The organism is Teichococcus wenyumeiae, from assembly GCF_003696345.1.
Taxonomy (GTDB): Bacteria; Pseudomonadota; Alphaproteobacteria; order Acetobacterales; family Acetobacteraceae; genus Pseudoroseomonas; species Pseudoroseomonas wenyumeiae.
This window is the reverse complement of sequence record NZ_RFLX01000016.1, coordinates 38,543-52,736: the sequence shown is the minus strand read 5'-3', so window position 1 is coordinate 52,736 and position 14,194 is coordinate 38,543. Positions and strand designations below refer to the sequence as shown.

The window sequence follows — 14,194 nt, the reverse complement described above, 5'->3', positions numbered from 1 at the left end:
AGCCGATCTCTGCTGAGATGCTGGCCGCTGAATCGGGCATCATCGGTCCGGAAGAGAACGGTGCCGGCGGGGCAGATGGGAGGAGCGAGTGGATTTTCGCCAGTTGCGGACCTTCAAGGCCGTGGCAGAACTGGGCAGCCTCAGCAAGGCCTCGGACCGGCTGCGCATCGCGCAGCCCGCCTTGAGCCGCCATATCAAGCTGCTGGAACACGAGCTGCGTACCGAGCTCTTTATCCGCAACGGGCGCGGCATGCAGCTGACCAGTGCCGGCTGCATGCTGCTGGAGCGTACGGCCGGACTGGTCCGGCAGATGGAGCAGGTGCGCGACGACATCCAGTCCTTCAGCGCCTCCCCTGCCGGGCGCGTCGTCCTGGGGCTGGTGCCTACGGTCAGCACCGTGCTCTCGGCCCGCTTCGCGCGCCGCGTGGTCAATGAACTGCCGGATGTAGCCCTGTGCATCGTTGAAAGCTACGGCGGGCATCTCCTGGAATGGCTGAACCGTGGGGAGATGGACCTGGCACTGATCTATGGCCCGGCTGTGGACCTGCATCTCTCGGCCCAGCCGCTCGGCCGCGACGAGGTGGTGGTGGTCGGGCCGCCAGGCTCAGGGCTCAGGGAAGCCGGGCCGGTCCGGCTGGCATGGCTGGCGCAGCAGAAGCTGGTGCTGCCCAGCCATTCCCATGGCCTGCGCACCCTGATCGAGCGCGCGGCGGCCAAGCGTGGCCTTTCCCTGCGAGTTATGCTGGAAGCCGATTCCTACCGGGTGCTGACCAGCTTCGTGGAGGAAGGATTGGGCTTCAGTGTCCTCCCGCCCTCATCCATCGCCGCCGAACTGCGGGCAGGACGGCTGGAGGCGGCGCCGCTCAACCCCGCCGTGACACGGGAGCTTGTGCTGGCGGCACCGGTTGACCGCCCTTCCTCCGTGGCGGCCACAGCCGTCGCCAACCTGATCGTCGAAGAGGTCCGCTGCTTGTGGCAGGAGGGCCTCTGGGACATCCAACTGGAGACGTGACGCCACCACCAGCACGCCCGCCTCAGCTCACCGGGAGCCCGAGCTTCTCGCGGAAGCGGTTCTTCAGATACACGCCGTCCCGCGCCGGCAGAGCCCGCTCCTGGTTTCCTGGAGCAATGCGCAGGACCGCGAAGCGTGGTCCTCCGGCGACGTCCTGCAGGCGGGGGCGGAAGGCTGCCACCCCCTCCAGGTTCCGGATGGTGACGACCTCGGAGAAGCCAGCGCCCTGGGCCAGCTTCGCCAGATCGACGCCGAAGCCAGAATGGCTGCGCTGCATGCCGGTTTCGCCGAACTGTCCATTGTCCAGAACCACCACCGTCAGGTTGGGCGGCTTGCGGACCGAGATCGTCAGCAGCCCCCCGACGCCCATCATGGCCTCGCCATCGCCGGTGATCACCGCCACAGGCTGCCGCGGGCGGGCCAGGGCCAGGCCCAGCCCCATCATCGCGGCGCCGCCCATGGCGCCCCAGAGGTAGAAATTTGCCGCATCGTCGCCCGCCGCGAAGACGTCATAGCTGGGCGAGCCGAGGCCGCTCACCACCAACAATTCCGCCCGGTCCGCCAGCAGGTCACGCACGGCGTGGCGGCGATCCATCGTGCCCGGTTGCATGGCCATCACTCGCTCACCCACTTCTTGCGGCCGATCAGGCGCTGGGAGATCAACACGGCGATCTGCTGATCCCCTTCGAAGGCGAGATCGGCTGCTGCGGTGACGATCTCATCGGCCTCGTCAGCTTCATCCAGGCGCATGACGGTGACGCCCATCAGCTCAAGCGCCGCAGCGGCCGCGCGGCCCATCGGGATCTGCCACGGATTGAACTCGGCCCATTCGCCCCGCATGGTCACCAGGGTCAGGAAGGGAAAGCGGCAGGAGTTCAGCAGCGACAGCATGTTGATGCAGTTGCCGACACCACTCGACTGCATCAGCAGCACGGACCGGTCCCCGCCCAGCCAGGCCCCCGCCGCCAGGGCAACGCCCTCCTCCTCGGTGGTCAGGACGGTGGCCGCCATGGCGGTGTCCTCATGCGCCAGGTTGATCAGGCGGGAATGCCCGGCATCCGGCACATACGAAACCTGGCGCACCCGGGCACGCTTCAGCGCGCCATAGATGGCCACTGGCCAACCGGTATCCACCTCGCTGGCTGGAGGGCCGGCAATCTGGTTCATGGTCTACCCCCTTGATGCTTTCCAAGAGGGCTAAAGCCGATCGGTTCCGAGCCGAATTCGCAATTCGGTCATTCTGCCATGCCGTTCTTGTATGGGATCGACGCCCGAGAAGCGTTGCTAAATCGTTCCTGTGCCAGACGTACGCGACAGACGCACGCCACAAGATCAAGGGAGGAGACCGGCATGGATGTCGGATTCATCGGGCTGGGCCGCATGGGGCGCCCCATGGCGTCGAACCTCTGCCGCAAGGGGTTCCGGCTGGTCGTCAACGACATCAATCCGGAGGCGGTGGCCGAGCTGGAACTGCTGCAGGCGCGTGCCGCGGCAACCGTGGCCGAGGTGGCTTCCGCTGGCCAGGTGATCGTCACCATGCTGCCGAACTCCGCCATCGTGGACCAGGTCGTGGGCGGTGCGGAGGGCGTGCTGGCCAATGCCAAGCCTGGCTCGATCGTGCTGGACATGAGCACCATCGACCCTGAGACCACCGACCGCCTGGCCCGGCAGGCCAAGGAGCGCGGCATCGGCTTCGTGGACGCGCCGGTGGGCCGCCTCGCCAGCCATGCGGACCGCGGTGAGTCGCTGTTCATGGTGGGCGGCGAGCCCGAACATTTCGAGGTGGTCCGGCCGCTGCTGGAAGCGATGGGATCGACCATCCACCATTGCGGCCCCGTGGGCAGCGGCACGCGCACCAAGCTGGTGAACAACTTCCTGGCCGTTGCCTCCTGCCAGATGAATGCAGAGGCGCTGGCGCTGTCGCAGCGCTTCGGCCTGCAACTGGAGACAACGCTGGACGTGCTCTATGGCACCACGGCGGTGAACGGGCAGCTCAAGATCGCGTGGCCGACAAAGGTGCTGAAGGACGATATCGAGCCCGGCTTCACCATCGACCTGGCGCACAAGGATCTGACGCTGATCGTCGATGCGGCCAATATGGCGAAGGTGCCGATGCCCATGGCCGCCGCCGCCCGCGAGGCCTTCAGCACGGCACGGTCGCGCGGGTTCGGCGGCAAGGACTTCTCGGCCATGGTGGACGCGCTCTGCGACCTGGCCGGCATCGAGAAACCCCGGCTGCGCTGAACGGCGGGCCGGATCGCCGGCCCACCGACAACATGCACCGCCCCGTAGAGGGCGGGCCATGCTGACATACAGGGAAACGCCCAATGTCCACATCGCGTCGCGCGCTGCTTCAGGGGACGGCCGGCCTCGCGGCCACCCTGGCCACGCCTGCCATCGCGCAGGCACCCACTATCCGAATCGGCGTTCTGGCTGACTTCTCCGGCATCTACACCGATCTTCTTGGCCCGGCCGGCGTGGCCTGCGCACGGCAGGCCGCAGCCGAGATGATGCCCAAGGTCTCCGGCCTCAATGTCGAGATCATATTCGGCGACCATCAGAACAAGGCGGATATCGGCGCGACACTCGCCCGGCGCTGGTTCGACCAGCAGGGCGTCGACATGCTGATCGCGGGCCCGAACTCCGCCGTCGGCCTCGCCGCCGCAACCGTTTCGCGGGACAAGGACAAAGCCTGCCTGGGCGTGGCCGTCACCGCCACCGAATTCACCAATGCGCTCTGCACGCCGAATACGATCAACTGGACCTATGACGGCTATATGCTGTCCAAGGCCGTGGCGGCGGAGACGGTGAAAGGCGGCGGCCGCAAGTGGTACTTCATCGCCACAGACAATGCTTTTGGCCACTCGCTGCAAGCTGAAACGACCGCATTTGTGCAGGAGGCGGGCGGCAGCGTGGTGGGCGGCTCACGGGTACCGCTGGGAACATCCGACTTCTCGGCCACGCTGCTGGCCGCGCGCAGCAGCGGCGCGGAGGTCATCGGCCTGGCGCTCGGCGGCAACGATCTGCCGAACTGTATCAAGCAGGCGCAGGAGTTCGGGATCACTCAGCGGATGAAGGTCGCGGCCCTGGTCATGTTCCTGAACGACATCAAAGCGGCAGGGCTGCAGACCATGCAGCACCTGCTGTTCACCAACAGCTTTTACTGGGACACCAATGAGCAGACGCGGGCTTTCACCAAGCGCGTGCTGCCGGTCATGGGTGGCGCCTATCCCGGTATGGTGCATGCAGGATGCTACGCCACCACGCTTCACTACCTGAAGGCTGTCGGAGCGCTCGGGGTATCCCGCGCCAAGGAAAGCGGCGCCGCAGTGGTGGCGCAGATGAAGAAGATGCCGACACAAGACGACGCTTTCGGTTCCGGCACCATTCGCGCGGACGGCCGGGCGGTACTGGCAGCCTATTTGCTGCAGGTGAAAACACCGGCTGAAAGCCAGCAGGAGTGGGATTACTGCAAGCTCATCTCTACCATGGCGCCCGAGGACACGGTCAAGCCATTACAGCTGAGCGCCTGCCCGCTGGTGCGAACCTAGGCTTAAGGCCCATCGATCCAGGAGGGATGCTAACGCGGAAGACGGCAGGCACGAAGATATCTGCGCAACGCTTATAGTTCATGTGTCGTCGTGCCGGTCTTCAGGTCAGCCGGACCCATAAAAATCTATGGGCGCGGCAGAGGTCGAGGCGCGAGGTATCTGCCTCGCCTGAACCACCGCGTTGCCTCGGATGCTCAGAAGGCCGGCCAGCACCGGCCTGTGCCAGCGTGTTCTGCATTATTGTGGCAGCGGGAATTCCTGCAAGTATTGCGCATAATCTGGCTCCACATCCACCTCGAGCGTCGCCAGCAGCCGCACCACACCACAATAGAAGGCTACCACCACCGTCAGCTCCGTCAGCAGCGCCGGGTCCAGGTGCGGGCGCAGCGCATCGAAGGTTTCTGCCGACATTCCAGGCCCGTGGAACATCTCCCGTGCACCGCGCAGCACCAGCTTGGCAACCGGATCAAGGCTGCTGCCCTGCCCGTCAGTTTCCGCGGCGATGGCAGCAATGTCATGATCCGGCACGCCGAAGTCACGGCTGATGCGGACATGATGGGACCATTCATAGGGGCTCCGCGCTAGCCACCCGATCTGCAATATTGCCAGTTGGCGCAGCCGCGGATCAAGGCGGCTGCGATGGCGGATGAACATGCCGAGGTTGTCGAAGGCCTTGGCTGCCTCTGGGCTATTGGCCAGAACACGATTCAACGTGATGTCGCGTGCCAGGATGCCCTGGTGTTCGGGCGCCAGATCTTCACGGCTCAGGATGGGTACACGTGCCATGTCCAGCTCCTTCCTAGGCCGTTTCGCCGAGGCGGTAGAAGCGCGTGGCATTGCCGTGGAACAATGCTGCCCGCTCATGTTCCGACCATCCAGCAGTGATGCGCTTGAAGGCATTCCACAGGACCGTGTAGCCACAACTGGCCTTGTCCACCGGGAAATTGCTTTCGAACATGCATCGCTGCGGCCCGAAGGCTTCCACGCAAGTCTCGATATAGGGCCGCCAGAGTTCAGCCAGTTGCACAGAATCCGGTGGAACCTCGCCTTCATGCAGGCCGAAGCCGAAGAGCCGCATCCCCAGCCCGCCGAGCTTCACATGCAGATTGGGGCAATGCGAGAGTTCACGGATCGCGGCGCTCCAGGCCGCGGAAACATGGCGCCGGCGGCTCGCATAAGGCCCGATCCCGATGGCGCCGCCGACATGATTCAAGACGATGCGGGTTTCGGGGAAGGCATCAGCCAAGTCGCGCAGCTCCGCGAGCTGCGTATGGTAGGCCCAGGCGTCGAAGCTCAGTCCCAATGGCGCAAGCTGCGCGAAGCCTTCGCGGAAGCCTGGATCGAGCATCATCATGGGCGGCGGCGTGGCCACGGAGCCTCGCGCTGCCGGGTCTGGATGCCAGGCAGCGATCTGCCGGATGCCGCGGAAGTGCCCTCGCCCCGCCTCGATCTGCGCCTCTAGCACCGGGCGGACGGCGGCACCGGCGCTCAGGTCCGCGAAGCCAACGATGCCATCCGCGACGCGCGGTCCGTGCGGTCTCGACGCGGCACGGGCTGCGGCAGCCGCTACGAATTCCGTTTCCCCCAGCGGACGGAACAGCGGGTCGCCGTCCGGGTGATAGGAGGTGTTGCATTCGATGAAGACGCTGGCCTGCACGGCGTGGCCGCCGGAAGCATCGGCCAGGAATTCATCGAGCATATAGGGATCGCCCGGCCGGTCCCAGAGGTGGTGATGCGCGTCCACAATGGGCAGATCAGGCTCCAGCGCCGGTTCCGCGTTGCGGGCGAGCCAGTCCGGACGAATGGTAGGATGCCGCACAGGTGCGGCAGCGGTCGTGCTCAGGGGCCTATCCTCCAAAGCTTCTTGGGGCGCACCTTCCGGTCCAACGCCCGGATTCATCCTATGCACATGCGCGGGGGCCGTCGACTCTCCTTATGCAGCCTTCTGGAATCATTCCTGCCCGCACCGCTCTCCCAAAGATTGTTGTGGTATCAGCGATGCTCGATTGACAGCGGATGCGCCTCGTAGAAGTGTCAGCAGGATGTGAGGAGGCCCGAATGCGCCACCCCAGCAATACTGGAATCCCCGTCGGGCTGAATAAAGGGCCGGCGCAGTGATGCCGGCTGTGTTGCACCACCGTCTGACAGGACCCCCTGCCGATACGGGGCCAGTTCTGCTGCTGCTTCATCCCCTTGGCGCCGCGCTGGATTTCTGGGCTGCCAGCCTGCCGCTATGGGAGCCGCATCTTCCCTGCCTCGCGGTGGATCTTCGCTCCGCTGGCGCTTCTCCACGCGCGGCGCAGCCACCGGGCCTCGACCGGCATGTCCAGGACCTGGAAGCCCTGAGGGCCGCTTTGGGGCTGGTTTCCGTGATTCCCATTGGCTGTGCCATGGGCAGCATGGTCGCCGCCGCTTACGCCGCGCGTCATGCTGAGCACGTGCCGGCTGTGGTGATGTCGAATCCGACACCGCGCACCAGTGAAGCCGCGGGCACCATGCTGCGGGCCCGCGCTGACGCCGTGAGAACCGGCGGCATGGCCGCCATCCTGCCAGACGCGGTGGACCGCCCCTTCGCCGCGCAGCCACGCGACGGGCGTCATGCCCGCTATCTTGCCGCCTTCGCGGCGCAGGATGCCGCGGCCTATGCCGATGCCGTGCTGGGCTTTGCCACCGCGGATGCCACTGCCGACCTGCGCCGTATCCGCTGCCCGGCATTGCTCGTCGCCGGCCGCCACGACCTGCTGTTGCCGCCAGCGCTGGCGGAGGAGGTATCGGGCCTTCTGCCGGCTGGCACGGCGCAACTGGAGATCGATGAGGAAGCAGCGCATTTCCTGCCCTACCAGCAGCCTGCGCGCTTCGCCGCCCGGGTGCTGGACTTCCTCGCCCCCATCATCGGCGGCAAGCCGCCAGGAAGAGGATAGAAGGGCATGTCGAGAAAGGGCTACCTGCTGGTGCTCATGCATCCGCCCACGGCGCTGGAGGAGGAATTCAACGCCTGGTACGACACGGAGCATGTTCCGGACCGTCTCGCCATTCCGGGCTTCGAAAGCGGAACGCGCTTCCACAGCCTCGCCGGTGGCGCGCCTCGTTACCTTGCCTTCTATGATCTGGCTTCGGTGGCCGTAATAGAGTCGCCCGAATACCTGCGCGTATCCTTTGACCAGGCAACGCCCTGGACCAAGCGCATCACGGCCCGGGCCAGGGTGCAGCGCTTCACCGGCGAGCAGATCTATTCCGGCGGCGGCCAAGCCACACGCCCCGCCCGCCTGCTGCTGCTGCGCTTCCGTGGCCTGAAGGCCGGCGATGCCGATGCCATCGTGACGGCGATGCGTGCCAGCTTCGGGATGCGGCCTGAGGTGCGGCGCGTCCGCGTGCTGGCGCATGACGCGGGGTCTGCCGGCACCGACTTCATCGGCCTGGTGGACACGGGCGCACCGATGTCCGAGCAGTTCGATCCCACGCCCTTCGGCCTTTTGGCCGATGCGCTCGACATGGTCGGCACCTACACGCCTTTCTGACCCCCTGACGGGCCTTGTGCCGGTAGCCATCGGCCCGGTTTGGCATTACAGCCGCGGCGAACGCGACGTGGCGAGGAGACAAGCATGAAGATCACCTGGTTCGGTCACTCCGCCTATCGGCTGGATTTCGGCAGCGCCGTGGTGCTGATCGACCCCTTCCTGTCCGGCAACGGCAACTTCAAGGGCGATGTGGAAGCCGTCACGGCCGGCACCACCCATATCGTGCTGACCCATGGCCATGGCGACCATGTCGGCGACACGGTCGCCATCGCCCAGCGCACCGGCGCCAAGCTGGTGGCGACCTTCGAACTGTGCCAGTTCCTGGCCGCCAAGGGTGTCGCGGCCACCGACCCGATGAATACCGGCGGCACCACCGACCAGGGTGAGTTCACCGTCTCGCTCACCACCGCTTTCCATTCCTCCTCGGAGCTGGATGAGAATGGCGTACTGCACAACCTGGGCCTGCCCAATGGCGTGGTGATCAGCCCCAGGGCGGCGGGTGAGCCGGTGGTCTACCACACCGGCGACACCGACATCTTCTCGGACATGGCGCTGATCGCGGAGCTCTACCGGCCCGAGGTCGTGATGGTGCCGATCGGCGACCGCTTCACCATGGGCCCGCGCAGCGCCGCCCTGGCCATGCGCCGCTTCCTGCCCGATGCCGGGACGGTGCTGCCCTGCCACTACGGCACCTTCCCGCCGCTGGTGCAGTCTCCCGAGCCTTTCCTGCGCGAGATGGGCGACCAGGCCGGGCGCGTGCGTGTTCTGGCGGTGGGTGAATCCTGCACCGTCTGATCAGCGGGTCAGCGAAGCGATGCGGGGCGCGCGGATGACGCGCCCCGCCGCGTCAAGCGCGGAGGACGCGGCGTTTCGGTTTTGGTTCGGATGCCGCTTCGGCGGCCTCCGACTGTCCGCCGGCTTGCATTCCGGCCCAACCGCTCTCGATATGGTCCACCAGCGCCTGCACCGCGCCTTTCGCATTGCCGGCCTCCAGCATGGACAGGAAACGTTCATGCTCCGCCATCTGCTTCTCGCGCCGGCCAATGTATTCCTGGCCGATGAACGGGTACTTGGCCCATAGGACGCGCACGAACTGCAAAGTCTGCGGCCGCTTGGCCATCTCATAGAGCCGGAAGTGGAAACGGTAGTTTTCCGCCCGCATCTCTTGTTCGGTGCCGCTGCCGGTCAGCGCCACGATGCGGGCCTGGCTTTCCCGCAGGCCGGCGATGTCGCGTGGCGTCATCGCCGCGACGGCCCGGGCCGTCAGTTCGCGTTCCAGCAACACGCGCAGCTCAAAGACCTCGGTGGCGGCGCCGGGCACCACCTCCGGTACCAGGAGCCCCTTGTGGGATACGCCGGCTACATAACCTTCGGCCTCCAGCGTATGCAGCGCCTCGCGGACCGGAGTGATGGAAACGCCCAGTTCCTCCGCGATCTGGGACTGCTTCAACTTGGTGCCACGTGGATAAGTGCCAGCGATGATGCGCTCGCGGAGGATTTCGGCCACTTGATCCTGTTTGGTCCTGAACGCCATCGTTACCATATCCTTACCGGGGCATGTCCGGCATTTCCTTGGGCCAGATTACCCGGGTGCTCCCGCCGAAGTAAACGTGAGGCGGGGCGGGAGGGTGGCGCTGTCAGGACTGCCAAGTCAGCGCTGGAAGTTCAGCCGCAACCCGGGCTCGTCCCAGCGCATGCGGGCCAGCTCGCCCTTGGCCGAGAGGGTGACATAGGCGGTGCGCATGTCTGTGCCGCCGAAGCAAATATTGGTCGGATGCGTGTCCGGCATCTTCAGTTCGCGGATGACGCGGCCATCCGGGGCGAAGACCGTGATGAAGCCGGTGCCCAGCGTCGTCACCGCGATATTGCCCGCCGCCGTCACCGCCAGGCTGTCGAAGCGCGTGGGCCCGGGCAGGCCGCCGATGCAGCGCCCGCCATGCGGCGCGGGAAAGACGCCGGGCTTCACCACGCCAGGAGCTTCTACATCGAAGCACCAGAGGCGCGCGCCCTCGGTATCGGCCACATAGACCCTGCGCTCATCCGGGGAGAGGCCGACGCCATTGGGGCTGAGGATGGGGTAGGCGAGCTCGCGGACGGAGGAGCCATCCGGCAGGGCGTAATAGAGCCCGCCGTGGTCGCGTGAGCGCGCGTAGCGTTTGCCCATATCGGTGAAGTAGAAGCCGCCGTGCCGGTCGAAGACCAGGTCATTGGGCGCGGAGAACCGGTGGCCGTTGCATTCGGCATACAGCACCCGCCGCTCACCGGTCCGCGGATCGACGCGCTGGATCGAGCCACCGGCATAATCGGCGGAAGGCCCCATGCCCATGAAATGCCCGGGCAAATACAGGCTGCCGCCATTATCGCAAAGATAGAGCGCGCCGTCCGGCCCCATGGCCAGCCCGTTCGGCCCGCCGCCGGGTTCACCAATCGAGGTGACCTTCCCATCGGCCGTCACCCGCGTGATCTTGCCGCCGTTGATCTCGGTGATGAAGACGGTGCCGTCCTCCAGCACCACCGGCCCTTCGGGAAAGCCCAACCCGCGGGCCATGATCTCGATATTCTCCATGCTCGCTCCGTCCCAGTCGTGTTGCTTGTTGTCACGCCGCTCCGGCGCGGCCCTGCTTTCCGTCATGGCGCCACCGCGTATCGCCAGCCGGGCGGCGGGCCACCCAGCCAGCGCGGCGCCTCCCCGGCCCAGAGCACCGCACCGCTGGCATCCACGCCCCAACCGGCCGCGACACTCAGCACCCGCAGGCCGTCAGGCGCGAGCGAGAGGGCATTGACGTGATGGTGGCCATGCACGACCAGCCGCGCCCCCAGGCTCCGCGCCAGGGCTTCCAGCGCCGCCGCCCCGGCGGGGCGGCTGGAGGGTGCCTCGTGGGTCACCAGCACATCCGCCCGCTGGCCCAACAGCGCCTCCCAGTCCTCCGGCCAGATCGCCATGGCGGCCAGGGCCTCCCCCAGCGCTTGGCGCTGCGCGGCGTTCCAGCCCGCGTCCAGCTTATTGAGATCCGCCTCCAGCTCCGCCCTGCGACGCAGGCGCGGCGGCGCCGGGGGTTCCCAGACCCGGCGGCGGAAGACGCCACCAAGCCCTACGACCCGCAGCCCGCCGATCTCGGCCACCCGGCCATGCAGCGCGCCGGGTGCGGTCAGCGGGTTGCGCTCCGGCGCGGCGAGGTTGGCCCACATTTCCGGCCCGCCGTCATAGTCATGGTTGCCGAAGATCCAGTGCACCGCCACGCCACGGCGGAGCAGCGGCGCCGCCAGCAGGTCCAGGGGCGCGTCGCATTCCATGTCGCCCAGCAGCACCGCCGCGGCGGGCGGCGTGGCCAGTGCCGCCAGCCCGTCTTCCAGGTAGTCCCAGCGCCGGTGCAGGTCCCCCACGAAAACGATGCCGCCGGCACCGGCCACGGCGTCAGATCACCCCTTCGGCGGCGAGTTCGGCGACCTCGCGCGCCGAATAACCCAGCAAGTCCCGCAGCAGCCGCTCGTTGTCCTCGCCATAGCCAGGGGCGCCGCGATCGATGATGCCGCCGCTATAGGCCGGGGTGGCCGAGAGCTTTGCCGGCAGTTCCGTGACGGGCCAGCGGCCGATCTTGGTGCCGGTCACCTCCGTCATCCAATCCAGGGCCGCGAGCTGCGGGTCGCGGTCGCAGCGGTCCTCCGCATTCTGGCAGACGCCGGCGGGCACGCCGGCCGCCTGCAGCGCGGCCATGCAGGCATGGGCCTCCTGCTCCCGCGTCCAGGAGGTCAGCGCCACGTCCAGCGCGTCCTGGTGGGCCAGCCGCCCCTCCAGCGTGGCGAAGCGTGGGTCGCTGGCCCAGCCCGGATGGCCGGCGACCTGGCAGAGCCCGCGCCATTCCTCCTCCGTGAAGCAGGCGATGGCGATCCAGCGGTCCTCCCCGGCGCAGCGATAGGCGCCATGCGGCGCCGCCGGCTTGTAGGGGGAGCGGTTGCCGATGCGGGTCCAGGAGCGGCCATTCACCGCGCGGTCCAGGATCGGCACGCCGCAATGGAAGATGCCGGACTCGCATTGGGAACTGTCGATCCACTGCCCCCTCCCGGTGCGGTCGCGGTGCAGCAGCGAGCCCATGATCGCCATGGCGAAGCCGTAGGCGCCGATCCAGTCGAGGTAGGAATAGCCCCAGCCCGCCGGCATGGCGGGTTCCGGCAGGCCGGACATCTCCGCCGTGCCGGCGAAGGCGGCCGCCACGGGGCCGATGGTGCGGAAGCGGCCATAGGTGCCGACGCCGCCCATGCCGGATTGCTGCACATAGATGATATCGGGCCGGATCTCCCGCAGCGCCTCGTATCCCAGGCCCAGGCGCTTCAGCACGCCGGGCGAGAAGCCTTCCGCCACCACGTCCGACTGCGCGATCATGCGCCGGGCGATCTCCAACCCCTTCGGGTGGCGGATATTGAGCGAAAGGCCGCTCTTGCCGGCATTCTTGTTGTTGAACTGCCCGCCCATATCGGAATCCGTGACGCCCGGCAGCGGCGCTGTGGCCTTTTGCCGCGCTTCCCGTCCACCCACCGGCGCCATGGCGGCCAGGCGGGTGTCGGGGTTCTCCTTCCACTCCACCTTGATCACATCGGCACCCAGCGCCGCGCAAAGCCGCGTGCCGCCGGCGGAAGCCAGGAACCAGGAGAAGTCAAAGATCCGCACGCCCTGCAAGGGAAAGGCCTTGCCATGCGCGGAGAGCCGCGGCTGCCCCTCGCGCGGTTTCGCGGGCACGAGGGGCGGCTTCCTCCCGGCCGGCGCGGCGTCCAGTACGGCCTCGGTATGCTCGCCCAGTTGTGGTGCCCGGGCGCCCGGCTGCCAGCGCGTCTCGGTGCTCAGCCAGCGGCTGGCGGGATAGGGCAGCGCGCGCCCCAGCTCCGGGTGCACCACCTCGGCGAAGGTGCCGCGCACCTGCCAGTGCGGGTCGTCCACATTCTCATGCGGCTTGCGCAGCGGCGCCCAGAGCAGGCCGGCCGCCTGCGCCTCACGCCAGGGCATGTCCTCGTAGGTATAGGCGCGCATGAAGCGCTGGATCACCTCGGTGATATGCGCCTTGCTTTCATCGCCGGCTGCGGAGCCAGGGATATTGCGGGCGCGGGAATCCGCCCCCTGCTCCGGCATCGCCAGATCCGCCTGCATCTCGTATTCGGCGAGGAAGGGCACCAGGCTCGTCTGGTCACGCACCGAGAGGCCGAGCGCGATGAACCAGCGCCCGTCCTTGGTATGGCCGATATTCGGCACGTGGTTCACGTGCTCCCCGGCATGGCGGCAGGTCATGCGGTAGAGCGGCGCGCGGCGCATCACCCAGGACATCACATCCAGCTCGGTGTTCTTGGATACCGCCTCATGCACGGCGACGGAGACGTCCTGCCCTTCCCCCGTGTGCAGCCGGTGCAGCAGCGCCGCCAGGATGCCCACCGTGAGCTGCTCGCCCGCGATGTGATAGGCATGCCAGAGCTGCGGCGCGATGGGCGGCAGGTCGTATTTCCAACCCGGCGCGGCGTCGTAGCCGCAATTCATCATCACGCCGCCCAGGGCGAGGTGGATGAGGTCGCTGGCGCGGTAATCCTTCCAGGGCCCGGTATCGCCGAAGGGCGTCATCCGCGCCACGACCAGCCCCGGAAAGCGGCGCGGCAGGCTCTCCAGGCTCTCGCCCAGCGCCGCATGCAGCCCGCCACGGGTGGAATCCAGCACGATATCGGCGGAGCGGATCAGTGCTTCCAGCGCTTCCCGCCGCGCCGGGTCGGCGATGTCGAGGCGGACCGACCGCTTGCCGCGGTTGTAGGTCCAGAAATGTAGCGACTTCTCGGGGTCCGGCGTATCGCCGGCGAAGGGGCCGATATGGCGGGTGGGGGAGCCTTCCGGCGGCTCGACCTTGATCACCTCGGCCCCCAACCCGGCCAGGATCAGCCCGGCATATTCCGCCAGCTCATCCGCGAATTCCACCACCCGCAGCCCGGCCAGCATGCCGGGCGCATCGGCGTCCAGCTTCCCCGGCTCCACCGCCACACCGGCCTGATCCTGCCGCACCGTCACTCCATCCATCCCCTGGCCCTTTCTGGCCGCGGCAATGCCGGGCCTTCTTGTTCTTCTGTTTCGCGCCCCTGACCCA

Annotated in this window: 14 protein-coding genes; 6 read left to right on the top strand and 8 right to left on the bottom strand. The window is 67.3% G+C overall.

What is annotated here, in order from left to right:
- Positions 1 to 103: 103 nt before the first annotated feature.
- Positions 104 to 1,012 (top strand): LysR family transcriptional regulator, encoded by a 909-nt coding sequence (locus EBE87_RS19005; protein ID WP_199707009.1) that lies wholly within the window; start codon positions 104 to 106, stop codon positions 1,010 to 1,012.
- Positions 1,013 to 1,034: 22 nt separating this feature from the next.
- On the opposite strand, the gene EBE87_RS19000 is transcribed toward EBE87_RS19005, so the two are convergent.
- Positions 1,035 to 1,628, bottom strand: coding sequence for a thiamine pyrophosphate-dependent enzyme (locus tag EBE87_RS19000; protein WP_233552951.1), 594 nt, complete (start codon positions 1,626 to 1,628; stop codon positions 1,035 to 1,037).
- Positions 1,628 to 2,179 (bottom strand): thiamine pyrophosphate-binding protein, encoded by a 552-nt coding sequence (locus EBE87_RS18995; protein WP_120636312.1) that lies wholly within the window; start codon positions 2,177 to 2,179, stop codon positions 1,628 to 1,630. Before EBE87_RS18995 ends, EBE87_RS19000 begins: the two co-directional genes overlap by 1 nt.
- Before the next feature lie 78 nt (positions 2,180 to 2,257).
- On the opposite strand from EBE87_RS18995, the gene EBE87_RS18990 reads away from it, so the two are divergent.
- Both EBE87_RS18990 and EBE87_RS18985 read left to right on the top strand, forming a co-directional pair.
- Entirely contained in the window at positions 2,258 to 3,256 is a 999-nt protein-coding gene (locus EBE87_RS18990; RefSeq protein ID WP_120636311.1) for an NAD(P)-dependent oxidoreductase, read from the top strand.
- A gap of 83 nt (positions 3,257 to 3,339) precedes the next feature.
- Entirely contained in the window at positions 3,340 to 4,563 is a 1,224-nt protein-coding gene (locus tag EBE87_RS18985) for an ABC transporter substrate-binding protein (RefSeq protein ID WP_120636310.1), read from the top strand.
- A 237-nt stretch (positions 4,564 to 4,800) separates the two neighbouring features.
- Here EBE87_RS18985 and EBE87_RS18980 read toward each other — a convergent pair whose 3' ends face one another.
- Entirely contained in the window at positions 4,801 to 5,349 is a 549-nt protein-coding gene (locus EBE87_RS18980; protein WP_120636309.1) for a carboxymuconolactone decarboxylase family protein, read from the bottom strand.
- 13 nt (positions 5,350 to 5,362) lie between these two features.
- On the bottom strand, positions 5,363 to 6,382 hold the full coding sequence (locus EBE87_RS18975; RefSeq protein ID WP_233552949.1) for an amidohydrolase family protein: 1,020 nt from the start codon (positions 6,380 to 6,382) through the stop codon (positions 5,363 to 5,365).
- 298 nt (positions 6,383 to 6,680) lie between these two features.
- Here EBE87_RS18975 and EBE87_RS18970 point away from each other — a divergent pair, with 298 nt between their 5' ends.
- The 3 genes from EBE87_RS18970 (at position 6,681) to EBE87_RS18960 (ending at position 8,876) form a co-directional block, all read left to right on the top strand.
- Positions 6,681 to 7,484, top strand: a complete 804-nt coding sequence (locus EBE87_RS18970) for an alpha/beta fold hydrolase (protein WP_120636307.1) — start codon at positions 6,681 to 6,683, stop codon at positions 7,482 to 7,484.
- Positions 7,485 to 7,490: 6 nt separating this feature from the next.
- A complete protein-coding gene (locus EBE87_RS18965) occupies positions 7,491 to 8,081 on the top strand; it encodes a DUF4286 family protein (protein ID WP_120636306.1) in 591 nt (196 codons plus the stop codon).
- 84 nt (positions 8,082 to 8,165) lie between these two features.
- Entirely contained in the window at positions 8,166 to 8,876 is a 711-nt protein-coding gene (locus tag EBE87_RS18960; protein ID WP_120636305.1) for a metal-dependent hydrolase, read from the top strand.
- Positions 8,877 to 8,928: 52 nt separating this feature from the next.
- Here the strand turns inward: EBE87_RS18960 and EBE87_RS18955 are convergent, their stop codons facing one another.
- The 4 genes from EBE87_RS18955 to EBE87_RS18940 all read right to left on the bottom strand — a co-directional run bounded on the left by EBE87_RS18955 (position 8,929) and on the right by EBE87_RS18940 (position 14,127).
- On the bottom strand, positions 8,929 to 9,615 hold the full coding sequence (locus EBE87_RS18955) for a GntR family transcriptional regulator (protein WP_120636304.1): 687 nt from the start codon (positions 9,613 to 9,615) through the stop codon (positions 8,929 to 8,931).
- Positions 9,616 to 9,732: 117 nt separating this feature from the next.
- Positions 9,733 to 10,713 (bottom strand): SMP-30/gluconolactonase/LRE family protein, encoded by a 981-nt coding sequence (locus EBE87_RS18950; RefSeq protein WP_233552948.1) that lies wholly within the window; start codon positions 10,711 to 10,713, stop codon positions 9,733 to 9,735.
- Complete coding sequence (locus EBE87_RS18945; RefSeq protein ID WP_120636302.1) at positions 10,710 to 11,492, bottom strand: metallophosphoesterase; 783 nt, start codon at positions 11,490 to 11,492, stop codon at positions 10,710 to 10,712. The genes EBE87_RS18950 and EBE87_RS18945 overlap by 4 nt, the downstream gene beginning before the upstream one ends.
- Positions 11,493 to 11,496: 4 nt before the next feature.
- Positions 11,497 to 14,127: a CaiB/BaiF CoA transferase family protein gene (locus EBE87_RS18940; RefSeq protein WP_199707007.1), complete on the bottom strand. Its 2,631-nt coding sequence runs from the start codon at positions 14,125 to 14,127 to the stop codon at positions 11,497 to 11,499.
- Positions 14,128 to 14,194 lie beyond the last annotated feature (67 nt).

Bases quoted from the DNA above. Each gene is read 5' to 3' on its own strand.
- EBE87_RS19000 (WP_233552951.1), bottom strand. From the start codon at position 1,628: ATGGCCATGCAACCGGGCACGATGGATCGCCGCCACGCCGTGCGTGAC.
- EBE87_RS18985 (WP_120636310.1), top strand. From the start codon at position 3,340: ATGTCCACATCGCGTCGCGCGCTGCTTCAGGGGACGGCCGGCCTCGCG.
- EBE87_RS18940 (WP_199707007.1), bottom strand. From the start codon at position 14,127: ATGGATGGAGTGACGGTGCGGCAGGATCAGGCCGGTGTGGCGGTGGAG.
- EBE87_RS18960 (WP_120636305.1), top strand. From the start codon at position 8,166: ATGAAGATCACCTGGTTCGGTCACTCCGCCTATCGGCTGGATTTCGGC.
- EBE87_RS18995 (WP_120636312.1), bottom strand. From the start codon at position 2,179: ATGAACCAGATTGCCGGCCCTCCAGCCAGCGAGGTGGATACCGGTTGG.
- EBE87_RS18950 (WP_233552948.1), bottom strand. From the start codon at position 10,713: ATGACGGAAAGCAGGGCCGCGCCGGAGCGGCGTGACAACAAGCAACAC.
- EBE87_RS18955 (WP_120636304.1), bottom strand. From the start codon at position 9,615: ATGGCGTTCAGGACCAAACAGGATCAAGTGGCCGAAATCCTCCGCGAG.
- EBE87_RS18980 (WP_120636309.1), bottom strand. From the start codon at position 5,349: ATGGCACGTGTACCCATCCTGAGCCGTGAAGATCTGGCGCCCGAACAC.
- EBE87_RS18970 (WP_120636307.1), top strand. From the start codon at position 6,681: ATGCCGGCTGTGTTGCACCACCGTCTGACAGGACCCCCTGCCGATACG.
- EBE87_RS18965 (WP_120636306.1), top strand. From the start codon at position 7,491: ATGTCGAGAAAGGGCTACCTGCTGGTGCTCATGCATCCGCCCACGGCG.
- EBE87_RS18990 (WP_120636311.1), top strand. From the start codon at position 2,258: ATGCCGTTCTTGTATGGGATCGACGCCCGAGAAGCGTTGCTAAATCGT.